The following is a 25,401-nucleotide window of genomic DNA, read 5'->3' on the forward strand; positions in this document are numbered from 1 at the left end:
ATGATGTTAAAATATTATCGAATTATAAATTATTAAATTATAAAAATCAGGTAGGTACAGGATGGTAAAATATAAAAAAACAAAGAAATTGCAGTTATATTATCAAATAATTTAGATTTAGTTGATGATTATTATAAGTAACACCCAATCGTGCATGAAGCTTACCATTACTAAAATACATTACACTTCAATTTTGATTTGCACATTTTTGTTATGTTCTGCGCTATTATTTAGTCAGGAAAAACAAACGTCCCGAAAAATACATTATGTGCCGGACGGAAATAGTTTTGTGCTTAAAAATGGTACACGAAAATTCAATAGAGCACTTTATGGCTCCAATACAGGATTTAGGGTAGAAACAGGAGATTTGCCGGAATTTGCAATGTATATGCCCGGAATGGGCGGAAATTTAAAGTTTGGCTTAGTAAACGGAAAAGAGAATAAATGGATTGCCGAAGCTTCAAAAATTGAAACACAATATGTTTTTGGAATCATGCAATATCAAATTCAGGATCTGGTTTTAGGATCCGGAAAATTGTTTATTGATGTCGTTGCTTTAAAAGAAAAAGAAGGTTTTATTGTAAAAATATACGGTAAAAATGTGTCAAAGAGTACCAATTTAATTTGGGAATTTGGCGGTGCAACAGGCAAAAAGTTCAGTCGTGACGGTGATATTGGTGCCGATCCGGAATCTGTTTTTTATTTAAAACCCGAATATTGTATCAATAATAAATACACTTTAAAAAAAGATTCATTTTTGTTGGAATATGGTTCAGAAAGCAACAAACAAAAAACAGGAAATAATAAAAATATAACCGGATTTTTTCCTGAATCTCAAATGCATTTAGCCAATGCGAACAATCAAAATTCTCCCCTGGAATTGTTTAATTCTACTGCAGAATTATTGCCCGTTATTACAGGAAAGAGAAACTCAATTGATGAAAAAGCACAATATTTTTTATTTTTATCAGAAGATTCAAAAGATCATTTTACCCAAAAATCAATAGCAGCACTTTACGAAAAATCAGTTGTCGAAACACAACTTTTAGCGAATAGGGTTAAAGTCTCAACTCCTGATCCTTATATAAATACACTAGGTTCAGCACTTTCAATTGCAGCCGACGGAATTTGGGAAAGTCCGGCTTATCTTCATGGTGCGATTGCGTGGAGAATGTATCTCAATGCGTGGCGTGGCGCTTATACAGCAGATCCTTTGGGTTGGCATGATAGGGCAAAAACGCATTTTACAAGCTACAGTAATTCGCAGGTAATAATGCCAGAAAGCGGTCCGGTTGTTTTTGATGAAGAAAAAAATCTGGCGCGTCAAAAAGAGGAAATCGGAACTTCGATGTTTAGCAGCGGTTACATTAGCCGTAATCCAAATAAAAATACTTTGGCGCATCATTATGATATGAATCTGGTTTTTATTGATCAGATGTTGCGTCATTTTAAATGGACGGGAGACGTTGCTTTTATGAAAGAAATGTGGCCCACAATTCAAAGACATTTAAACTGGGAAAAACGAAATTTTGATCCCGATAATGATGGACTTTATGATGCATACGCATCTATATGGGCGAGCGATGCGTTACAATACAGCGGTGGAGGCGTGATTCATTCTTCGGCATATAATTATTATGCGAATAAAACAGTTGCCGAAGTTGCTAAAATTATAAAGGCGGATACAAAGCCATTTTTTAATGAAGCCGACAAGATTTTAAAAGCTACAAACGATCAGCTTTGGATTCCCAAAAAAGGGATTTTTGCCGAGTATAAAGACGCGCTAGGAAATAGATTATTACACGATGTGCCCGGAATCTGGAGTATTTATCATACAATCGATTCCGAATTATCAAATCCTTTTGAAAGTTATCAGATGCTGAATTATGTCGATAAACAAATTCCGCATATTCCAATTTCAGCAGAAGGATTGGATAAAAAAGATTTGTATGTAATAAGTACAACCAATTGGCAGCCTTATACATGGTCAATAAATAATGTGGCGCTGGCTGAACAATTGCATACTTCATTGGCTTTTTGGCAAGGTGGAAAAAGTGAAGAAGCTTACAAAATGTGGGAAAGTGTTTTGATAGAAAGTATGTATCTGGGGGCGTCTCCCGGAGGTTTTGAGCAATTGTTGTATCAGGATGCAATTCGTGGAGAATTATACCGCGATTTTGCAGATCCAATTGGCATGGCGTCACGAACTTTAGTCGAAGGTCTTTACGGAATTCAGCCTGATGCCCTAAAAGGGGTTTTAACTATTAAACCCGGTTTTCCTTCAAAATGGAATGAAGCTTCTTTAGAGATTCCGGATATTACTTTTTCTTTTAGAAGAGAAAATAAAAAAGAAACCTATCATATAGAGAATCGTTTTCCGACTCAAATGAATCTGAATTTGGTTTTAAATGCACCTTTCGAAAACATTCAAAGCATTATGGTAAATGGTAAAATAGCAAGTTATAGAGCTATTTCTCAAAGTATTGGAAATCCGAAAATCAGTATAGAAACAGCGTACGCTAAAGTTCATGATATTGTTGTTACCTGGCGCGGAGGCACTATAGAGCAAATGCGTCACAAAACATTTTACACTTCGGGAGAAAATTTGAACATGATTGTTTTTAAATCTCAAATCGTTTCTGTTTATGACCCGCAATCTGTTTTGGGAGAAATATCGAATAAAGAAAAAATGCTTCATGCGACCTTAAACGGAGAAGGAAATAAGAGTTTTTTCGTGAAATTAAAACAAGGTGAATTCTTTTGGTGGGAACCTATTGATTTGAATATTAAATCTGAGGAACTTAATAAAACAGAAACAAATTGGGATATTCCTGTGCATAAATCCGCGCGTATAGAAACGATTCCGCTTTCGTCATTTTTCAATTCAAAAGTAACTGATATTTTTAATTATGAATATCTTTCGCCAAGACCAAAAACGGTAACATTGCAATTACCAAAACAAGGGATTGGAAATTGGTGTTATCCAAATGTCTCGGTAAAAATTGATGATAGCGGATTGCGTGAAAAAGCAAAAGCAAACGGACAAATTACAACTCCAAACGGGATTCCGTTTCAAACGCCTTCTGATGAAAATCAAAAAAATATAATCTTCACTTCGATGTGGGATAATTTTCCCGAAAGTATTGCTATTCCGCTTGACGGAAAAGCTTCTCATGCTTATTTCATGATGGCGGGAACGACAAACCCCATGCAAAGCCGAATTGTAAACGGAGAAATAAAAATAAATTATACCGATGGAACTTCGGATGTTTTAGAATTAAAAAATCCTGAAAACTGGTGGCCAATAGAACAGGATTATTTTATCGACGGATTGGCGTTTACAACAGATGCTCCAAAACCACCGAGAATTTATTTAAAAACAGGAGAAATTACAAGAGATTTTAAGGATTTCAAAACCATAAAAGGTTTCTCAAATTACGGAGTTGAGGGAGGCGCAGGAACAATTTTAGATTTGCCTTTGGATAAAAATAAGACATTAAAAAGCCTGACTTTGAGAACTATCGCCAATGATGTTGTGATTGGTTTGATGAGTTTGAGTTTAATTAGATAATTTTTTAATTAGAGAATGTGTCAATGAGATAATTAGATAATGCGTGGCGAGCTTTGTCAAAGTTTTAAACTTTTACAAAGCTTAGGTGGTGATGAAAAAAGCTCCAGAGGAGCAATATATTTATAGAAACATTTTATGCACAGGAATTAAAGTCCCAGAGGGACGATATATAGATTATTAATTAGATAATGTAAAACGCTCCAGAGGAGCAATATATTTATAGGAACATTTTATGCACAGGAATTAAAGTCCCAGAGGGACGATATATAGATTATTAATTGGATAATGTAAAACGCTCCAGAGGAGCAATATATTTATAGAAACATTTTACCCACAGGAATTAAAGTCCCAGAGGGACGATATATAAATTATTAATTGGATAATGTAAAACGCTCCAGAGGAGCAATATATTTATAGAAACATTTTATGCGCAGGTATTAAAGTCCCAGAGGGACGATATATAGATTATTAATTGGATAATGTAAAACGCTCCAGAGGAACAATATATTTATAGAAACATTTTATGCACAGGAATTAAAGTCCCAGAGGGACGATATATAGATTATTAATTAGATAATGTAAAACGCTCCAGAGGAGCAATATATTTATAGAAACATTTTACGCACAGGAATTAAAGTCCCAGAGGGACGATATATAAATTATTAATTAGATAATGTATGTCAAACTTTAAAACTTTGACAAAGCTTACGTTACGAAAATAAATGCTCCATTAGGAGCTACATGTTGGTAGAAAAAAAAGATACCCGCAAACAATTTGTCCCGTAGGGACTACACAAAATAATGTAACCACAATCTTGTCATCCCCCAGGAACGAGGGATCTCCGCAAGAAACTCCGTAAAGAAGTTGCCAATCTTTGTAGAGTTTCGAGTGTGATTTCTCCTCCGTCGAAATGACAAAACTATACCATAAAACTAATCATAACTATGAAAAAATATCAATTAATTACTCTATTTCTATTTTCCACTTCGCTGTTTGCCCAAAAAATAGACAGAAAAGCATTGGTAACAAGACATAACGTGCAAATTACGGCAATCGATACTTTGGCTTCGCTAACAGTTGGAAACGGTGCTTTTGCATTTACGGTAGACGCCACAGGTTTACAGACTTTCCCAAAAAAATATCAAAACGGAATTCCGTTAGGAACGCAGTCAGAGTGGGGTTGGGATAGTTATAAGAACACAAAAGGTTATAAGTTTTCTGAAACTTTACGAGATTATAAACAATACGGGAGAGATATTTCATATACCGTTCAGATCAAAGAACCTTCGAGAAGAGTTGAAGCGGTGAATTGGTTTCGTCAAAATCCGCATTTGTTACAATTAGGAAATTTAGGTTTTGAAATCACCAAAAAAGATGGAAGTCCTGCAAAACCCGAAGATATCAAATCGATCACTCAAAAACTGAATTTATGGACGGGTGCAATCGAAAGTTATTTTGAAGTGGAAGGAATTCCGGTAACAGTTTTAACAGCTTCTCATCAGGAAAAAGATGCGATTGGTGTAAAAGTGAAATCAGATTTACTGCAGCAGAAACGCCTGAAAATTAGTTTAAGAATTCCGTTTCCAACCGGAGATTGGGCTGATATGGGAACACAATGGGAAGGAAAACAGGATTATAAAAGTAATCTTGTAGAAAAGTCTAAAAATGAAGCTGTTGTAACGCACGTAATGGACAGCATTTCGTACGACGTTAATTTGATGTGGAAAGGAAATGCGCAGATTAAAAAAACTTCGGATCATTATTTTGTAGTGGAAGCTTCGAATACAAATGTTTTAGAATTGAGCTGTCTTTTTGCTTTAGCAGAAAAAAAAGCAGCAAATTCTTCTTTCGCAGAAATTGAAAACAGCAGTATAAAAGGCTGGGAACAATTCTGGAAAAGTGGTGCAGCTGTAGATTTTTCGGGAAGTACAGATAAGCGTGCCAATGAATTAGAAAGACGGGTTATTCTATCGCAATATCTTACCAAAGTGCAATGTACAGGAAAAGTGCCGCCACAGGAAACAGGATTAACATATAACAGTTGGTACGGAAAACCGCATTTAGAAATGCATTGGTGGCATGGCGTTCATTTTGCACTTTGGAACAGACCGGAACTATTAGAAAAAAGCCTGCCATGGTATCAAAAGGTTTTTGATAAGGCAAAAAACATAGCCAAAAGGCAAGGTTTTGAAGGTGCAAGATGGCAAAAAATGACTGATCCTGATGGAAATGAAAGTCCGTCGTCTGTGGGTTCATTTTTGATTTGGCAACAGCCGCATTTTATTACTTATGCCGAATTAATATACAGAGCAAATCCAACGAATAAAACCTTGAATTTGTATAGCGAACGCGTTTTTGCAACGGCAGATTTTATGGCTTCGTTTGCTAACTATGATGCTAAAAATGATCGCTATGTTTTGGGACCGGGTGTAATTCCGGCGCAAGAACGCTTTAAGGCGATGGAAACTTTTAATCCAACTTATGAATTGGCATATTGGAATTGGGCCTTAAAAACAGCAATTGCATGGAAGAAAAAACTCAATCAGAAAGTACCCGAAAAATGGGAAACTGTTTTGGCTAAATTATCAAAATTACCCGTTTCAGATCAGGTTTATCTGGCTACGGAAAGCGCGACAGACTCCTACACAAATCCGGAATTTAAAACCGATCATCCATCTGTATTGGGAACTTTCGGAATGCTTCCTGAAACCTCTCTTTTAGATAAAAAAATCATGAAAAATACATTTGATTTGGTTTGGAAAACATGGTCGTGGGATAAAACGTGGGGATGGGATTTCCCCATGACGGCAATGTCTGCAGCTCGTTTGCAAATGCCGGAGAAAGCGATTGATGCCCTTTTTATGAATGTAACAACAAATACGTACTTAAAAAACGGACATAATTATCAGGCAGAAAGACTAACATTATACCTTCCCGGAAACGGAGGATTATTAACCGCAGTCGCCATGATGTGCGCCGGTTGGGACGGATCGATTGAAGAAAATCCTGGATTCCCTAAGGATGGAACCTGGAAAGTGAAGAGCGAAGGATTTAAGAAAATGTTTTGATCGAGAAATGGCACACGGATGACGCAGATTTAAACGGGTTAACGCGGATTTTTTTATTGTTTTGTCATTTCGAGGAACGAGAAATTGCACCCAGAGAGCAACGAACTGTGTGGTTACGTTATGTGATTTCTCCTCTGTCGAAATGACAATACAGCGAAAGAAAACAAAAAAATCAGCGACAATCTGCCTAACCCGCGTCATCCGCGTTCCATTACAATCCAACAAAAAAAAAACTAATTATGAAAAACACAATTCTATTCTTGTTATTACTTTCATCAGGTTCGGTATTTGCCCAAAGACAAATGGAAAACCTTGACCGTGGCGTAATCGCAGTAAAAAGCAACAATCAGTTTTTTATAGGCTGGCGCGTTTTGGGAACTGATCCTGAGGATCTGGCATTTAATTTATACCGAAAAAGCGGAACAAAAAAAGCAATCAAACTGAATGAAAAGCCAATATTAGGAGCTACGAATTTTGTTGATGAAAAGGCAAATTCTAAAGAAGAAAATACCTGGTTTGTAAAAACGGTTTTAAAAGGAAAAGAGACGGCTGCAAAAGGAAGCTTTACAATTCCGGCAGCAAGTCCTGAGAAAGAGTATTTGTCGATTGTTTTGAAACCGGTTGAAGGTTATATTCCGAATGACCTTTCGGTGGGAGATTTAGACGGCGACGGACGATATGATTTGATTGTACACATGACGGGAAAAGCGCATGATAACTCGCATACCGGAATTACAGATCCGCCTATATTTCAGGCATATACTTTGGATGGGAAATTTTTGTGGCAAATCAATTTAGGAAAGAACATCCGCGAAGGCGCACATTATACACAGTTTATGGTTTATGATTTGGATGGCGATGGAATTTCTGAATTGGTTTGCAAAACGGCCGACGGAACAACTGATAGTGCAAATAATATAGTAGGCGATGCATCAAAAGATTGGGTTGATCGGGATGAAAAATCGCCCACTTATGGAAAAATTTTAAAAGGCGCTGAATATCTTTCGGTTTTTAATGGAAGAACCGGAAAACTGATTACAACGGTTGATTACATTGCAGAAAGAGGTGATCTCGCAGGCTGGGGCGGAAGAGGCGGCAGCGGAGGAAACGATACAAAAGGAAACAGAATGGATCGCTTTACGGCTTGTGTTGCTTATTTAGATGGTATTCATCCGAGCGTTGTGATGTGCCGAGGTTATTACGGAAGAACGGTTTTGGCGGCCTGGGATTTTAAAAATAACAAACTCACTTCGAGATGGGTTTTTGACAGTAAAGATGCCGAAAATCCTTATTCCGGAATGGGAAATCACGGACTTACGGTTGCTGATGTTGATAACGACGGAAAAGATGAAATTATCTACGGAGCAATGTGCGTTGATGACAATGGAAAAGGTTTGTACACAACAGGTTTTAGACACGGTGATGCGTTGCATGTTTCTGATCTTGATCCTGATATTCCGGGTTTAGAAGCATTTGGAATTCATGAAATTGAAAACGGAACAACAGGCCCGGGCGTCACTTTATTCGCTGCTGCAGATGGCAAAGTTTTGTTTACTGATTCACCAAATGAAGATGTGGGCCGTGGCGTGGCTGATAATATTGACCCAACCCGAAAAGGAGCGCAATGCTGGTGGTCTGGATCTCCGGATTTACATGATATAAAAGGCAAACCGATTGGAAAAGCGCCAACATCAACTAATTTTTTAATTTATTGGGATGGAGATTCTTCGAGAGAATTGTTGAATTCAAATTATATCGATAAGTATAATGTTGGCAGATTATTTACAGCAACGGGCGCGGCTTCCAACAACGGGACAAAATCGACTCCGGCGCTTTCTGCAGATATTTTGGGAGATTGGCGGGAAGAACTGATTTTGAGATCTGAAGACAATAAAGAATTACGAATTTATTCGACCACAATTCCAACCCAAATCAGGCAATATACTTTAATGCACGATCCACAATACAGGTTGAGTATTGCGTGGCAAAATGTGGGTTACAACCAGCCGCCGCATACGAGTTTTTATATGGGAAAAGGCATGAAACCTGCACCAAAACCTAATATTGTTTTAGTTCCGTTAAAGAAATAAAAATGAGTCCCGATTTAAATCGGGACTTTTTTTTGGCAGTTAAGAAATAATGATTTTTGAAATATCAAATAATTATCATTTTATATGATCGGATTTTTATTTAATAATTATTTGTTTGTAAAAATGTCATATATATAATAAAATTATTGTTTTGGTTTTATATTCATAATTAAAGGGTTGAGTGATTTGTTTGCTATTGACAATCAGTTAGTTGAAGACTTTTTGGGTTAAAATAAACTTAAATATTTATTGTAATATACTGAAAACTAACAGGATACTACAGGATGGTAAGAAAATTACTTCTGGATAAATTTGAGTAGCTAACTATTAATTAACCAAATTAACTTTTATGAAAAACAAATTAAGTTTTCTGCTGGCTATAGCTTTGATTGCACTCCTTCATGCATCAGCTTTTGCACAGAACAAAGTAGTTAAAGGTACAATTACAGACGGAACTGGATTGCCTGTTCCGGGAGTTAATGTCCTCATTAAAGGAACCCCGAATGGCGTAAGTACAGATATGGATGGAAGTTATTCCATAAGTGTTGCATCGGGTGCCGTTCTTGTTTACAGTTTTATTGGTTTTAAAAAACAGGAAATCACTGTTGGAAATTCAAATGTTTACAATGTTGCCCTTAAGGAAGAGGATAATTCTCTCGAAGAAGTTGTTGTCGTTGGTTATGGTGTAAAAAAGAAAAAGGATCTTACAGGGTCTATTGTGAGTGTAGGCGCTGAGGAAATCGCTTCAAGGCCTGTTGTAAATGCTGTACAGGCAATGCAAGGAAAAGCAGCCGGAGTAGATATTACCACAAATGAACGCCCGGGTACGGTTGGTACGGTTACTATTCGTGGCGCACGTTCTATTTCTGCATCCAATGCTCCGCTGTATGTTGTAGACGGAATTCCGTTAAATTCAAGATTGATTACCGATTCAAGTACGGGGAAAATTAGTGTGGATCCGAATTCTGGTGGAATCGATTTTTTGAACCCTACGGATATTGAAACGATTGATGTCTTAAAAGATGCTTCGGCAACAGCTATTTATGGTTCACGTGGCGCAAACGGAGTTATTATCGTAACGACCAAAAAAGGAAAAAACGGAAGATTTACTTTAAATTATGATACTTCGATCATGTTCGAAACCATTCATGAAAATGCACCCATGATGAATTCGGCCGAATATATCGAATTTCGACGTTGGGGAAGGTATTATTCCAATCCCGGTGCTTTTCCAAAAGGAGATGCGCCAACAATTGAAAATGACAAATTAATTTTTCTGGCTTCCGCCGATCCTTCTGCGTGGGCCAATATTGAAAAAGGATGGAGAGATGCCGAAGGCAATTTAACCGCAACCTGGGATGGCTCAAAAGTTGGAACGACAGACTGGACAAAATTTGTAACCCGAACCGGAATTACACAACAGCATACCATTGGCGTAAGCGGCGGAACTGAAAAAATGAAAGCCTACGGTTCTTTTGGATATCTCAATAATACCGGAACATTAAAAGGACAAGGCTATGTTCGTTACAGTGGTACAGCAAGTGTTGACATTACGCCAACAAAATGGTTCCAGATGGGAGTAAGCCTTAACACAAGTTATGGTGTTAATGAATATGGGCAATCAAACGTGGGGAGAACTGCCGTTACAACTACTACCGGAATTTATGCTACAGCCCGTACCAATCTTCCATACGCGGTGCCGTATGACAATAACGGAGTACGAATCGATAATCCCGGAGGAGATTCTACAATAAGAACTCCTGTTGATGAAGATAAATATTCGCAGGATCAGCGTGTTTCATTACGTGCTTTTGGTAGCTTATATGCACAGTTTGATTTTGGTGCTTTTTCGTCTAAACTGGATGGTTTAAAATACCGAATTAATTTTGGTCCCGATATTACGTCTTATCGCGATGGCGTTTATTTAGATGGAAAATCGGCCATTCGATCCGGAACAAGTTTTGCTTCTTTATACAATGAAAGATCAATTTCGTATACGCTGGACAATCTGATTTTTTACAACAAAACAGTTGGCAATCATAATTTTGGAGCCACTTTGTTAATGAGCCAGACAGAATATCACAATGAGCAAAGTTCAATGTCTGCGAATGATATAAAAAATCCTGCCAACAAATGGAATGCCTTAAATCCTGCTAATGTTACACTTGCAGGTTATTCTTCCGGTTTAACAGATACAGGTTTACTGTCGTATATGGGAAGAGTAAATTATGGCTATGACGACAAATATTTGCTAACAGCTTCTGGTCGTTTTGACGGGGCTTCGCAATTGGCTCCAGACAAAAGATGGGCCTTTTTTCCGAGTGCTTCTGTAGCGTGGGTGATCAACAAAGAAAAATTTCTGGAAAATGTAACATGGCTTAATCAATTAAAAATGAGAGTAGGTTTTGGTGTTACCGGTAATGCTGCAGTTCCTGCTTATGCAACGCAGCCGCCTTTGATAGGAATCGTTTATCCAAACGGATCCGGTGTTACAAATAATACTTCTTTTGGAAATTTACAATTGGGCTGGGAGCAGACTTCGCAGTTTAATTACGGGATCGATTTTTCTATGTTTAATAACAGAATTTCTGGCGCCTTGGATTATTATACCAGCAAAACCACAGATTTGTTATTAAAAAGCAGCGTTCCAACTGTTCTTGGTGTAAAAGATACGTATCAAAATGTTGGTGAAACAGAAGGAAACGGAGTCGAACTTACTTTAAACACCATAAACATAAGCTTAAAAGATTTTGAATGGAGTTCTAATTTTAGCGGATCGTATCAGCAAAGTAAAATTGTATCGCTTCAAAATGGAAAATTTGATGATATCAACAACAATTTATTTATTGGAGAATCGCAAAATGTAATTTACGGTTTTGCGTCAAACGGAATCTGGAAACCCGAAGATGCAGTAGAAATGGCAAAATTTAATACGGCAGCGGGTTCCAATATTTTTTCATTTGGAAATGCCAGACCTGTTGATCAAAATGGAGATTATAAAATTGATGCCAATAATGACCGCGTTATCATTGGTTCAAAAGATCCAAAATATATTGTGGGTTTAACCAATACTTTCGTGTACAAAAATGTCGAATTATCCTTTTTTGTGTATGGTCGAATCGGCTATTTGTATGATACTTTAGGAGAAAACGAAGGCGCAAAAGGAAGTCAGCGAGCCATTAATTATTACACTGATAATAATACAAATGCCGAGTATCAAAAACCAATTTATTCTGCCGGAACAGGAGACCCTTATTTTCCTGTTTTGGGGTATCGAAACGGAGCATTTTTAAAAATGAGAAACATTTCTTTAGGCTACCATTTTGATAAGGATTTAATACAAAAACTGGGAATTTCTAAAATGAAATTATACTGTCAGGCGACAAATCCGGGAATGATTTTCTCCAAAGTGAAATGGACAGATCTGGATACGCAGACAACAGCTTCAAACAGAGGTGTGACTTTAGGTTTAAATGTAGAATTCTAATTAAACTAAAAAAATCATTATGAAAAATTATAAAAAACAATATATCAGTTTGATGCTTGTTACTGTTTTACTTTTAAGCAGTTCATGCAACAAAGATTTTCTTGACGAAGAATTAACTACAGCATATACTCAGGATTATTATAAAACCGAAGCCGGAATTCAGGCTTTGGCAATTGGAACTTATTATCAGGTATTTGCTGCAGAATTTGCAACCGAAGTTCCGCTTACGGCAACAGAATCAGGAACAGATGAATTTCATGCAGGAGGAGATCCATCCAACTGGATCTGGAATTCGTATTCTTCAGGATTTAAGGCATTTGTAACTGTATCAAATGCAAATACAATTGCTGCCAATACCAATTGGGATAATTTATATATCGGAATCGGAAATGCCAATCAGTTAATTGAATCTTCAATAGCCATTGCATCAACGAACGATGCGATTAAAAAAACAGCTTTAGGCGAAGGCTATTTTTTAAGAGCTTTTAATTATTTAAAATTAGTAAATCAATATGGAGGTGTTCCGTTAAAATTAACCACAAGTTCTACAGTTGAATTAGAATTTACCAGAGCTACGCCACAACAAGTTTTAGAACAGGTAATTGCAGATTTTACACAAGCCTATAACTTATTGAGTAATGCAGGCGCTCCGGCAAAAATTACAAAAGATGCCGCAGCACATTATTTGGCAAAAGCCTATTTAACACGTGCCAGCGAAATAAATGACACCTGGAATTCAGCCACAAAACTCGCAGATTTACAACAAGTGGTAGCCTTATCAGATGAAGTAATTGCACACCATCCATTGGCTTCAAATTTTGTGGAGTTATGGAATTATACTGTTGCAGATGGAGCAAATGAAAAACTTCCTGAGTTAATTTTATCAGCACAATTTAATGCCAGCACCTTAACGACAGGAGGAAATCAACAGCATTTGCATTTTCTTTCCACTTATGATCAGCTGCCGCAAATGCGACGTAATCTTGCAGGAGGAAGACCTTTTAGCCGTTTAGCGCCAACTTATTTTGTATATGATGTTTACGATCATGTAAACGATTCCCGTTTCTGGAAAAGTTTCCAGACCAAAAGTATTGTCAATAACAAATCCGGGACTTATTATAACAACGGTGATTTAGGAATCATGTATATCGTTAATAATGCAGGTGACACCCGTTTTGCAAAAACTAAAAATACAGATGCCATAGTTGATGTAAAAACCGGAAAAACAATTCCGAGTGTTTATGTAGCCTATGCCGCAGATAATATTGGTTTGATGGCCGATGTAAGATTTCCGTCCTTAAGCAAACATTTAGATGGAAACAGAATCGATTTGAGTAACACAAAGGGTTCGCGTGATATTATTTTAGCGCGTTCTGCAGAAACCTATTTGCAGGCTGCAGAAGCAAAAATACGTTTGGCACAAATAGGTGGCGCTACATTTTCGGATGCATTACCTTATATCAACGCCGTAAGGACTCGTGCCCAATACAAAGCGGGAGAAAATCGTGCTGCTTACACAGATGGTTCTGCAGCATACACAACCACAGGTCAGGCGGGAATTCCTATTTCTTTTGTTCCTGAAAATTCTTATTATGAATCAAATAACATTCCTGTTTCAACAGCTGCTACAAGTTTGGCAATTACCAGTATTGGAGCTTTGCCTTTAGAAGATCAGGCTGTAATTTCGAAGTTAGGATATGCAGGTGATTACGACCGAATGTTATGTTTAATACTGAATGAACGCACCAGAGAACTTTGCGGAGAATTCCACCGTTGGGAAGATTTAAGCAGAACCAAAACTTTAGTAGCCAGAGCAAAAGCCTATAATATTGAAGCGAATCCAAACATTCAGGATTTCCATCATCTGCGTCCTATTCCACAAACTTTCCTTGACGGAGTTTATACAAACGGAAGACCGTTGACCGCCTCAGAAAAAGATGCCATGCAGAATCCGGGTTATTAAGATTTATTGAATATGAATTTCAAACACAGATTTCAAACACGAATTTCACAAATTGCCACTAATTATTGGTTCGTGAAATTAATTTCAAAAATTAAGTTTACCATCCAGATTTGTGCAAATTAGTGAAATTCGTGTTTGAAATTAACCTCTCAAAACAGTAGAATATGCTAAACAACGCAACAATTCGAAACGCTTTTAAAATGAAATTAAAGTCAGGTTTTGAAGCAGAATATAAAAAAAGGCATGACGAAATTTGGCCGGAATTAGCAAAATTACTTTCAGAAACGGGAATTCAGGATTATAGTATTTTTTTAGATGAAGAGACCCTGATACTTTTTGCAGTCCAAAAAATTAGTCCCGACTTTGATCAGCAGTATTTGCCCAATCATCCCATAGTAAAAACATGGTGGGCCTATATGGCTGATATTATGGAAACCAATCCGGATAATTCGCCAGTTGCCGTTTCATTAAAAGAAGTTTTTCATTTAGATTAGTTCGTATTAATCTATGACAAAAAAAATCAACACATAGAAACATAGAATAAAATATTAATAAAAAGGATTTAAAGAAAATCAAGATTTTCCACACATAACTATGTTTGTTTAAACAAGTGAAATGCCTTTTTTCGCAAAGAGAATCTATGTTTCTATGTGTTAAAATAATTACATCCAACGGATTTTAACAAACTACAATTATGAAGTATAAACCAGCCAAAATAATAATATTTTTTACTTTCGGAATATGTTTTTCGATAAATGCCCAAACAACAGATGCCACAGCGCCATTGCATTTAATGCAGCCCGATTATGTAACGCCATACGTGATTCCCGAGAAAAATAATATCGAAAATGTATTAAACAGAGTTTATATTTTTCTCGAAGAAAATACAGCTTCAAAAGTTGTAAATGAAAGTGATAATTCAGAAGTAAAAGATTTAAAAAAAGCCAAAGGAAAAATCAAATTTTCTCCCGGCGCTTTCAGGTTAACAAGTTACGAATGGGGCGTAACCTACGCAGGAATGCTTTTAGCAACCGAAGCAACAGGAAATAAACAATATGCAGATTATACCAATAAACGCATAAAACTCATTGCAGATGTCGTGGAGAATTATAAACCCGAAAATCTAAAAGATTCTCCCGTACATACGGTTTTAAATCCAAGAGCTTTAGACGATGCGGGCGCTTTGTGTGCCGCATTTATAAAAGCCAAAAAAGCAGGAATTAATGCCAATGTCGATCCCGTAATAAATAATTTTATCAAATACATAAGCGAAAAAGAATTCCGACTAAAAGATGGAACACTCGCCAGAAACCGACCTCAGGACAATACACTTTGGTTAGATGACATGTTTATGAGCGTACCCGCGCTTGCGCAAATGGGCAGTTATACAGGCGATGTAAAATATTATGATGATGCCGTAAAGCAGGTCAATCAGTTTTCTCAAAGAATGTTCAATTCTCAAAAAGGAATTTATATGCATGGTTGGGTAGAATCTATGCAGGTTCATCCTGAGTTTCATTGGGCCAGAGCCAATGGCTGGGCGGTGATGACAATGGTAGAATTATTAGAAGTTTTACCGAAAAATCATCCCGGATATCCGCAAGTTTTGGCACAGCTTCAAAAACACATTGCAGGTTTATTGCAATATCAGGACGGAACCGGTTTTTGGCATCAATTATTAGATAGAAATGATACCTATTTAGAAACTTCGGCGACAGCCATATACACTTACGCCATTGCCAGAGCCATTAATCGCGGTTATGTCGACAAACTGGCTTACACGCCCGCAGTTGTTTTAGCGTGGAATGCAGTAGTCTCAAAAGTAAATGCAAAAGGGCAGGTAGAGGGAACCTGCGTAGGAACCGGTATGGGTTTTGATCCTGCTTTTTATTATTATCGTCCGGTAAATCTCTACGCCGCGCATGGTTACGGTCCTGTTTTATTGGCTGGAGCCGAAATGATTTTGCTTTTGAAAAATACGCGGTTTGAGATTAATGATAGTTCTATACAGGTTTTGCCACAAAGGCACTAAGTTTTTTTTGCCACGAAGGCACTAAGGCGCAAAGTTTATTTTTGCTACGAAGGCATTAAGACGAAAAGTTTTTTTTTAAAGTAATGATTTTAAGCGTATTGTTTTGTCATTTCGACGCAGGAGAAATCTTCGCGAGAAGCTCGACAAAGATTGGATTCTCGTTGCGGAATTACTTGCGAAGATTTCTCCTGCGTCGAAATGACAAATTGCGAAAAAACCTTTGTGTAAACTTTAGTTTATAGACAAAAGTTTAAATCAAAACCTTTGCGCCTTAGTGCCTTCGTGGCAAAAACCTTCGAGCCTTACCCCCTAAAATCAAACCATAAATTCATTTTAATTCCATCATCACCACTTTTAATACGAATATTAGTGGGCTGACTTTGTGGACCTTGTTGTTCTAAAGGTTTGAAATCGCGCATCGCAGGAATTTCATACATAAACGAAATATCACCATCCGGAAATGGCGGCTGCGGATAACTTCCCTGAAAACCATTTTTAGGCAAATCAGGCGTAAATAATCTCAGAAATAAATTATCAGATTCGCTGAACACTTTAAACGATGAGGTTCCCGCTTTTAGATTAGCGGCCAAGACATTAGCGTGATAACCTTTAAATTCAGGATAAATTAAATTCTCGAAACTTTCGCCCGTTATGGTGTTGTTATAGGCTTTTTCCCAAATGCCGTATGTTGTTCCTTTAATTCTGTTTTTCCAGACGTGATAAGGGCCTCTTCCAAACCATTTAATACCTGTAACTTCTTTTTCAGGAAAACTAAACGTGATACCGAAAGCGCTGATTTTATCTTCAAAAAAAGCACCGTCAAAACCTTCTCCGCCAGAAGCATCTTTCAAGGCGATTAATTCCATTTTGAATCTTCCGTCAGGCTCCATAATCCATTTTATGGAAGATAAACCGCCGGAATAATTTACGGTACAAATGGCTTTTTCACCTTCCTGCGAAATCTGTAAATCTTTTAATTTCGCTTTCATACCAATTGGTCTCGGGCCATTTGTAAGCGGAATTATTGAAGTTTTATTTTTTATTGAAGAGATTTCGCCCGTCAAAGCATCCAAACTAATCGTGACATCATTTCCTTTTAAAATAATTTCATTTCCTGTTTTTGTAACTGTTGATTTTGTCTTGGTATTTTGAACCGCTAAAAATTTAGCAGCATAATATTTTGCTTTGTGAATTGGCCATGTCCAGGTATAAATTTCTTTATTGAATTGATCGAAAGCAGAGATAGACAAAACATCACCATCAGCAAAATTATTCGGAACAGCAAATTGAATTTTACGCGTTTCACCCGGGTCAATACTTGGAATTTCAATTTTTCCTGAACCAATTTCCTTTGAAGTTCCATCAGAATAAAGAACATTATTTTCTGATTTTAAAACTTTAAATTCCATTTTGCAGGAATTCAAATTACTAAAAAGATAATCATTCGAAATTAAAAATGAACCGTCAAAAGCTGATGTGACCTGTTTTGGCAAAAACTGAATCGGCGCCCAGACTTCTTTTACTGTATAATAACTTCCTTCTCTTTCGCGATGAGGTCCCAGAATTCCATCTGCGGCAAGCGAACCTTTTGAATCAAATTTTACATCTCCCGTCCAGTCAGAGCGTTTTACGGCTTCGTCGAGCATCGCCCACATAAATCCGCCTGCAAAAAGCGGACTTTCTTTATACCGATTCCAAAAATCTTCCAGAGCCGCTCCGTGACCATTGTCGTAAGTTCCGTGCATAAATTCCGTTGGAAAAAATACATTTTCACCCGCATTAAAACGATGCATTCCCGTTAAATAAGTCGGGTAGTGGTGCGTGTCCCAGCCATTAAAATCGGCCCACGGATGAATCACAATTCTTTTCTGCGGATCATTTTCTGCAAAAACTTTATCGACATCATAATTCCAGCCGCCTTCATTACCATTATCCCAAATAATGACCGACGGATGATTTACGTCGCGCGTCACCATTTCCGTCACTAATTTGGTTCCTGTTTCCGTATCATAAGAATTTTGCCAGCCCGCCAATTCATTCAAAACAAAAAGACCAAGAGAATCGCAAACGTCTAAGAAATGTTCGTCTGGAGGATAATGCCCGCGAACAGCATTCATATTCATATCTTTCAATAATTTTCCGTCTAATTCACTGATTCGCTTGCTGGTGCTTCTTCCTCCTTCGGGCCAAAACGAATGACGGTTAATTCCTTTCATAATGATTTTTGTACCGTTGACGTAAATTCCGTCCTGCTTTTTAAACTCTAAAGTTCTAAAACCAATGCGTTTATCATATTGATGAAGCACACTTTGGTTTTGTTTTAAAACAAGCTGTAAATCATATAAATTCGGAGTTTCAGGATTCCAAGGTTTAATGTTTTTCCATTGTGCAGATATGGATTCTCTTGTTGTTTTCGCTTTAAGCGGAAAAGTAAAAGTTTCGAAATTTTCACCTTTTAAACCTTTCAATGTCACTTCCAAAACTGTGTTTTTCGGAATGTTTTTTAAATTGAGATCAATCGTAATTGAACCGTCCATTTTTGGATTTACGGCAATATGTTCAATATGAGTTTTAGGCGAAACTTCTAACCAAACCGGGCGATAAATTCCGCCAAAAAGCCACCAATCTGCCCGACGTTCTGCCGCGTTAACTGATTTATTTGCAGAATGTTTCCAAACGTGAACTTCTAAAATATTCTTCGAACCAAATTTTAATAAAGATGAAATATTATATTTAAATTCATAAAATCCGCCTTGGTGAATCGCTCCGGCCATTTTTCCGTTAACTTTTACTTCCGTATCCGTCATCGCGCCACCAAAGGCAATAACAACATCTTTATCTTTATAATTTGCCGGAATTTCAAATTCATATTTGTACAAACCTTCTTCCTTGCTTGGTTCTTTTTGGTTCAGTTCTTTGTACCAGCGACCGTAGGTATATTCGCCAAAACCTTCTAATTCCCATTGCGATGGCACATTTATTTTAGACCATTTTTGGCTGTTATTTCCGCCCGTACAATAAAAATCCCATTGTACAGGATGTTCAAAATCTTTTCCCGAAAGGTAAATTCTATCCGTTTGCTGAGCGATCAAATTTTGAGTTACAAAAAGCGAAAACGCAGCAATTGTAATAGTATGAAGTGTAGTTTTTAGCAGCATAATAATTGATTATGTGATGATTAATTACCATCTGGTTTGGCAATTTCAAAGCGGTTACTCATAGGTAAAGTCCAGCTTGAAATGTAATTTGGTTTCTTTGGATTGTAATTTGGAATTTCTTTTTTGATATATTTTTTCAAAGGAATATCAATTTCGCGAATTCTTTTAATAATGCAAAGCGCAATTTCATTTGCGCCAAAACTATTAAAATGTGTATTATCATCCAACGCTTTTTCCTGCCCCGGAAATGTATTGGCGGGATATTGAACAAACGCTTTTCTGGAAGCTTCATCGCCCCAGGTTTCATAAAGATCGGTTGTGAATTTTGTAATGTCAATAAGCGCAATATTGTTTTTTTGAGCCACAGCACGCATTGCAGCTGGAAAATCACCATGTGTTTCTTTTAAAGTTCTATTTTCATTAAAAAACCGACGTTGTGTTGGCGTTACCAAAACTGGAATTGCGCCTTTCTCTTTTGCCGATTGAACAAATTCAGTCAATAAATCAGAATAAGATTCCCATGCGCCATTTCCTGTACCCTTTATTTTTTCATCGTTATGACCAAATTCAACAAATAAATAATCTCCTTTTTTGATTTCTAAGAGAATCTTTTTCAATCGGTTTGAATTTTTGAAAGAACTCAAAGAAGATCCGGAATACGCATAATTGGACACAACAATAGTCTTGTCAAAATAATTCGTAATAAATTGCCCCCACGAAGCCCAAGGTTCCACATCCTGATCGGTAACCGTAGAATCTCCGGCGAGATAAACAACAGTCAAATTATCTTTTAAAGTAATTTTTATGCTTTGAATCGAAACTTCGCCTAAAAATTCAAGCGTCAATTTATCATCCCAATCAAAAATGTCTTTTTCGCGATCTTTTAATGTAATGTTTTGATTGTCATCTATTTTTGGAGTTCTAATATTAACGTTGAAAATTTTTGTAACCGACTTTCCTTTTTTAATCTCAAACTGATTGAGCATTAATCTTCTTGATTCTGCTTTTATGGTTACATTCGATTCTTTTTGTGAATTTCCCATAACAATTTCAACCTGATAATTTCCTTCGGGAAGTTTCACGGAAAAGTAAGTTGGTTTTTCTGTTGAAAATGAATCAGAATTCATTTTGATATTCGAAACCGTATTAAAATCAAAACCATATCCCAAATTTGAATCGTAAACCAAAGCAGTATTGATTATTGTTGCTTTTGAATTTTTTACGGAAGTTCCAAAATCAAACCAAATAGATTTTGTGTTTTTAATAGTATCATTCAAATTAGAATTTGCAGATGAAGCAAACGTCAAAGCTGAAATAAAAAAACAAAGAAGTAAATTTTTGATTTTTGCCACTTTTGTGAGATTTTAAATTGTTGTTAATCCGTTGCTGTTATGCAAAAAAAATAAACACATAGAAACATAGATTTTTATGCTTTTGAAAAGTAGATCAAAAGAAACTAGTTTCTCACACATAGCTATGTTTGTTAATACAAGTGAAACGCCTTTTTTGAGTTCAATATTCTATGTTTCTATGTGTTTAAAAATACATCACTAATTTGGTTTCTTAGTCAAATCTAATCGTTCATTTTTGATAAAGTATCCTGTACTATGATGTTAAATTAGCAATATGGTAATTATTAAATGTGTTAAAATAAAATCATTTGTTTAGAAAAATAATATTTTTTTTATTGATTATAGAAGGATAGTGCAGGATGGTTTTATTTTTGGTATTTCTTACTTTACTAGATAAGACGGTTTTTATTTTGTTGAAGATTTTTGAATAAATCGGCTTATAAAGTAGAAATTACTTAATTCTAATTTTAAATAACAATTCATCATGAAGAAAATAATACTTGGTTTTGCCCTTTTACTTTCACTTGTTTTTTTATCCTTTAAAAGAGATTCGTTTTGTGTAACACTACAAGAAGTCGTTGTAAAAGCACCTTTTGAAATGCCCCCGATCAAAATTCCGGATTTCACGAATTGCAAGGAATATTCGATTGTAGATTTTGGTGCTATAAAAGGAAATAAGGACAAAATATCTGATGCCATAAATAAAGCGATCACAAAAGCCAATAAAGCAGGAGGTGGGATTGTCGTGATTCCTGAAGGCGAATGGATTACAAAAAAAATACATTTTAAGAGCAATGTTAACCTTCATTTGAACAAAGGAGCGGTTTTACTTTTTTCAGAAGATCCAAATGATTATTTACCGGCCGTTTCCTCGACTTGGGAAGGATACGAATGCTATAATTATTCGCCGTTGGTTTATGCGTACCAATGTAAAAATATTGCCATTACGGGAGAAGGCGAATTAAAGGCAAAAATGGATATCTGGACAGAATGGTTTAAACGACCAAAAGGACACATGGAAAGTTTAAAACGATTGTATTATCTGGCTTCTTACAATAAACCTTTAAAAGAACGACAAATGGTAAATGATTCAGCGCATTTTCGTCCTCAATTTATTCAATTCAATCGCTGTGAGAATATTGTAATGGATGGCGTTACGATCACCAATAGTCCTTTCTGGACGATTCATCCTTTTTTGTCTAAAGATGTTGTTCTCAGAAATCTAAAAGTCTATGCGCACGGACATAATAACGACGGCGTTGATCCTGAAATGAGCCAGAATGTATTAATCGAAAATTGTGTTTTTGATCAGGGAGATGATGCAATTGCCATAAAATCAGGAAGCAATCAGGATGCCTGGCGATTGAATACGCCTTCAAAAAATGTTGTCATGCGAAATTGTATTGTTAAAAACGGACATCAATTGGTAGCGATTGGAAGCGAACTTTCAGGCGGAATAGAAAATGTTTTCATTGACAATTGCATTGTCGTGGATGGCGCAAAACTAAATCATCTTTTGTTCATCAAAACCAATGAACGCCGCGGCGGATATGTTAACAATATCTATATGAGCAACATAAAATCCGGCAAAATCGATGAAGGAATTCTGGGAATTGAAACTGATGTGATGTATCAGTGGAAAAATTTAGTTCCAACGCTGGAGCGAAAATTAACTCCAATAAAAAACGTTTATCTGGAAAACATAAAAGCAACCAACGTAAAATTTATTTCGAGGATTTTAGCACAAAAAGAACTTCCGGTCGAGAATGTTTTTCTTAAGAATATCAAAGCTGAGAATATTTCAGGAGAAAAAAATATTCATGAAAATGTTGTGAATTTTGAGAGAAAGGATTGATTCTATAGTATATTTTTAAATATAGCCCACGGTTTCAACCGTGGGAGACGTATTGTAAAACGCATTGTTTTTCAACGATTTCAATCATGTAATCGGAATACACATTATATGAATATATTGCGCTCCAACGGTTGAAACCGTTGGCTATGTTTACAATATTATGATGAAATATTTTTGATTTTTATTGATTCATTAAATCGAATTCCTATCAATAAAATTAAACGGAACCTTGACAGAACCTTTTTCTTTATTCAAAATCATGCGCGCTGCGGTTTCTCCCATGACATTAAAATCGGTCGACATTACAGTGATTCCTAAAAGCTCTTTTAGCGGAGTGTCGTTATAAGAGATTACGCCAATATCTTTTCCTAAAACATATTCTTCATCGCGAATTTGTTTCATAAGGTTAACCAGATCAGATTCTTCAATGGTAATAAATAAATCGCCTTTTTTCAAAACCATATCATCATAAACCTCGCTCAGAATTTCAAAATTGATTTCGTGTTCTACACAAAACTTTTTGAAACCGTGTAAAATTCTGCGTGGATAAGGATACACTGCCTTTTCAGGATAAACCAGAATTAATCTTTTATATTTAGTTATTTTGGCAAGACCTTCTTTTAAGGCATTGTAAATATCATTTTCAAAATCCTGATAAATTTTGATGATTTCGCCTTCCGTTGTCAGTTTTATGTTATCCATAATAACCAATTTATCCTGCGGAATTTTTTGAATCGCTTTTACAACTTCATCGGTAAAACTTAGGTGTTTTAATTCATCGGTTTTAAAATGCGTTGTGATTACGTAATAATCATAAACGCCTTCAAATTTGTCCAGTAAATTCAGGAATAATGTTTCGTCGCAATGGTAAATATGCAAATCAGTGTGGGCATTTGCGCCAACAGTATTAATAAACGAGTTGTACGTTTTCATTTTGTACGCACTCAGTTTATTAAATAAAAACAAAATATTAACCTTAGATTCCAGCTTTGTTCGGGTAATATAATAGCCTTTTCCCCGAATAGATGAAATAATTTTTCTCTCTTTTAAAATATTATAAGCCTTTTCAACCGTATCTCTCGACATATAAAACTCTTCACTAAAGCTGTTTATAGAAGGGATTTTCTGGTTTATTTTTAGATTTCCGTTGGCAATATTCTGCAAAATAGAGTCTACAATTTGTTTGTATTTAGGAACTCTTGAGTCTTCATCTATTTTAATAAGTTTGATCATGAGGCTTGTAATTGCAAATCACGTTTGTTTTATAAATCGCGATTTTAAATTATATTTTTTTGTAAATGGCTTTAAATTAAATTGTTGCCTTGTTTTATTGGCTTTTCAAATAAAATGCAACATTAAATTTAAGGAACTTAATTCGTAATCTGATTTTTTATTTATTAAATAAGTATCATTTTAATAATTGCGAAATCGATTGCTAAAATAGAAATTTTAAATTTATTTTTTCAATATATTCCAATACTTCTTTGCAATAGCTCTTGGTTTTAACATATAATATAAAGGATAGTACAGGATAGTTTTGTTTTTTACATTTTCTTATTTTACCAAACGAGATTAACTATCACAATAACCACAAACAAATTTATAAATGGAATCATTATTAGGAATCATTTTTCACTCCATTGGAGGTTTCTCTTCAGGAAGTTTTTACATGCCATTCAAAAAAGTTAAAAATTGGGCTTGGGAAAGCTACTGGCTCGTGGGAGGTTTTTTCTCCTGGCTTATCGTTCCACCAATTGCAGCTTATTTAACGATTCCGAATTTTGTTGATATTATTGCCGCAGCTTCTCCTGCAATCAAAGCCTTTACTTTTTCAATGGGATTGATTTGGGGAATTGGGGGATTGACATACGGTTTAGGCGTTCGCTACTTAGGAATGTCACTAGGAAATTCTATCGTATTAGGTTTTTGTTCCGCTTTTGGAGCTTTAGTTCCCTCTATTTATTATAATTTTTATCCAACAGAAGGAAAAATTTCCTTTACAGATATGTTGCAAAGCACTGGCGGACAACTTGTGTTGCTTGGCGTTGTGGTTTGCCTTATCGGAATTGCTATTTCCGGGAAAGCAGGAATCTTAAAAGAAAAAGATTTTGCGGTTGGACATGAAGATAAAGACAAAGATTTTAATTTGACGAAAGGACTAATAATCGCAGTAATATCAGGTATTTTGAGCTCTTTCTTTAATTACGGAATCGAAGCAGGAAAACCAATGGCAGAAGCGGCTGTAGTTTCAGGCTGTAATCCTTTGTTTCAAAATAACGTAACGTATATCGTATTGCTTTGGGGCGGACTTACAACGAATTTTATTTGGTGTATGTACCTTAATTTCAAAAATAAAACCTTTGGAGATTATACCAACAAACAAACACCAATTACTAAAAATATCCTTTTTTCTGCATTAGCCGGAACGATGTGGTTCTTGCAATTTTTCTTCTACGGAATGGGCGAAAGCAAATTAGGAAACGGAGCCAGTTCATGGATTTTGCACATGGCAACGATTATCCTTACAGCCAATTTCTGGGGATTTTATTTGAAAGAATGGAAAGGAGTTTCCAAAAAAACATTCAATACTTTTTTATGGGGAATTGGATTGATCATGCTTTCGATAGTATTGGTCGGAATTGGAAATTCATTATAAAATAAAGACAACCAACCAATAACATTTATATAATGTCAAATATAATAAAAACACCAAATATGAATTTTAAGCACGTGAGCTACCTTTGGGATGAGGCCAAAGCAGCAGCCTTGGCAGGGGATGAAGTAGCGCTTTTCATTTATCGTTCTAATTTACTTGGAGCCGATT

At 36.0% G+C, this 25,401-nt stretch carries 12 protein-coding genes; 9 read left to right on the forward strand and 3 right to left on the reverse strand.

The window, feature by feature from the left end; all coding sequences use genetic code 11:
• Positions 1 to 154: 154 nt before the first annotated feature.
• The 7 genes from SD960_RS22000 (at position 155) to SD960_RS22030 (ending at position 16,212) form a co-directional block, all read left to right on the forward strand.
• Positions 155 to 3,571 (forward strand): DUF4450 domain-containing protein, encoded by a 3,417-nt coding sequence (locus tag SD960_RS22000; RefSeq protein ID WP_318806001.1) that lies wholly within the window; start codon positions 155 to 157, stop codon positions 3,569 to 3,571.
• A 945-nt stretch (positions 3,572 to 4,516) separates the two neighbouring features.
• Positions 4,517 to 6,640: a hypothetical protein gene (locus SD960_RS22005; RefSeq protein WP_318806002.1), complete on the forward strand. Its 2,124-nt coding sequence runs from the start codon at positions 4,517 to 4,519 to the stop codon at positions 6,638 to 6,640.
• Between the two features lie 239 nt (positions 6,641 to 6,879).
• Positions 6,880 to 8,730 carry a rhamnogalacturonan lyase gene (locus SD960_RS22010; RefSeq protein WP_318806003.1) on the forward strand — a complete coding sequence of 617 codons (1,851 nt, stop codon included), beginning with the start codon at positions 6,880 to 6,882 and terminating at the stop codon, positions 8,728 to 8,730.
• 349 nt (positions 8,731 to 9,079) lie between these two features.
• Positions 9,080 to 12,217 (forward strand): TonB-dependent receptor, encoded by a 3,138-nt coding sequence (locus SD960_RS22015; RefSeq protein ID WP_318806004.1) that lies wholly within the window; start codon positions 9,080 to 9,082, stop codon positions 12,215 to 12,217.
• Between the two features lie 19 nt (positions 12,218 to 12,236).
• Positions 12,237 to 14,180: a RagB/SusD family nutrient uptake outer membrane protein gene (locus tag SD960_RS22020; protein ID WP_318806005.1), complete on the forward strand. Its 1,944-nt coding sequence runs from the start codon at positions 12,237 to 12,239 to the stop codon at positions 14,178 to 14,180.
• A gap of 164 nt (positions 14,181 to 14,344) precedes the next feature.
• Positions 14,345 to 14,674: an L-rhamnose mutarotase gene (gene rhaM / locus SD960_RS22025; protein ID WP_318806006.1), complete on the forward strand. Its 330-nt coding sequence runs from the start codon at positions 14,345 to 14,347 to the stop codon at positions 14,672 to 14,674.
• 200 nt (positions 14,675 to 14,874) lie between these two features.
• A complete protein-coding gene (locus SD960_RS22030) occupies positions 14,875 to 16,212 on the forward strand; it encodes a glycoside hydrolase family 88 protein (RefSeq protein ID WP_318806007.1) in 1,338 nt (445 codons plus the stop codon).
• Positions 16,213 to 16,514: 302 nt separating this feature from the next.
• Here the strand turns inward: SD960_RS22030 and SD960_RS22035 are convergent, their stop codons facing one another.
• Positions 16,515 to 19,370: a glycoside hydrolase family 2 protein gene (locus tag SD960_RS22035; RefSeq protein ID WP_318806008.1), complete on the reverse strand. Its 2,856-nt coding sequence runs from the start codon at positions 19,368 to 19,370 to the stop codon at positions 16,515 to 16,517.
• Between the two features lie 20 nt (positions 19,371 to 19,390).
• Entirely contained in the window at positions 19,391 to 20,722 is a 1,332-nt protein-coding gene (locus tag SD960_RS22040) for a rhamnogalacturonan acetylesterase (RefSeq protein ID WP_318806009.1), read from the reverse strand.
• 484 nt (positions 20,723 to 21,206) lie between these two features.
• Here SD960_RS22040 and SD960_RS22045 point away from each other — a divergent pair, with 484 nt between their 5' ends.
• Entirely contained in the window at positions 21,207 to 22,577 is a 1,371-nt protein-coding gene (locus SD960_RS22045) for a glycoside hydrolase family 28 protein (protein WP_318806010.1), read from the forward strand.
• A gap of 192 nt (positions 22,578 to 22,769) precedes the next feature.
• Here SD960_RS22045 and SD960_RS22050 read toward each other — a convergent pair whose 3' ends face one another.
• On the reverse strand, positions 22,770 to 23,810 hold the full coding sequence (locus tag SD960_RS22050) for a GntR family transcriptional regulator (RefSeq protein ID WP_318806011.1): 1,041 nt from the start codon (positions 23,808 to 23,810) through the stop codon (positions 22,770 to 22,772).
• 373 nt (positions 23,811 to 24,183) lie between these two features.
• Here SD960_RS22050 and rhaT point away from each other — a divergent pair, with 373 nt between their 5' ends.
• Positions 24,184 to 25,233, forward strand: a complete 1,050-nt coding sequence (gene rhaT / locus SD960_RS22055) for an L-rhamnose/proton symporter RhaT (RefSeq protein WP_318806012.1) — start codon at positions 24,184 to 24,186, stop codon at positions 25,231 to 25,233.
• The last annotated feature ends 168 nt before the right edge of the window (positions 25,234 to 25,401 follow it).

The sequence above is a fragment of the Flavobacterium sp. MMLR14_040 genome, from assembly GCF_033657265.1.
Classification (GTDB): domain Bacteria; phylum Bacteroidota; class Bacteroidia; order Flavobacteriales; family Flavobacteriaceae; genus Flavobacterium.

Bases quoted from the DNA above. Each gene is read 5' to 3' on its own strand.
- SD960_RS22000 (WP_318806001.1), top strand. From the start codon at position 155: ATGAAGCTTACCATTACTAAAATACATTACACTTCAATTTTGATTTGC.
- SD960_RS22005 (WP_318806002.1), top strand. From the start codon at position 4,517: ATGAAAAAATATCAATTAATTACTCTATTTCTATTTTCCACTTCGCTG.
- SD960_RS22010 (WP_318806003.1), top strand. From the start codon at position 6,880: ATGAAAAACACAATTCTATTCTTGTTATTACTTTCATCAGGTTCGGTA.
- SD960_RS22015 (WP_318806004.1), top strand. From the start codon at position 9,080: ATGAAAAACAAATTAAGTTTTCTGCTGGCTATAGCTTTGATTGCACTC.
- SD960_RS22020 (WP_318806005.1), top strand. From the start codon at position 12,237: ATGAAAAATTATAAAAAACAATATATCAGTTTGATGCTTGTTACTGTT.
- rhaM (WP_318806006.1), top strand. From the start codon at position 14,345: ATGCTAAACAACGCAACAATTCGAAACGCTTTTAAAATGAAATTAAAG.
- SD960_RS22030 (WP_318806007.1), top strand. From the start codon at position 14,875: ATGAAGTATAAACCAGCCAAAATAATAATATTTTTTACTTTCGGAATA.
- SD960_RS22035 (WP_318806008.1), bottom strand. From the start codon at position 19,370: ATGCTGCTAAAAACTACACTTCATACTATTACAATTGCTGCGTTTTCG.
- SD960_RS22045 (WP_318806010.1), top strand. From the start codon at position 21,207: ATGAAGAAAATAATACTTGGTTTTGCCCTTTTACTTTCACTTGTTTTT.
- SD960_RS22050 (WP_318806011.1), bottom strand. From the start codon at position 23,810: ATGATCAAACTTATTAAAATAGATGAAGACTCAAGAGTTCCTAAATAC.
- rhaT (WP_318806012.1), top strand. From the start codon at position 24,184: ATGGAATCATTATTAGGAATCATTTTTCACTCCATTGGAGGTTTCTCT.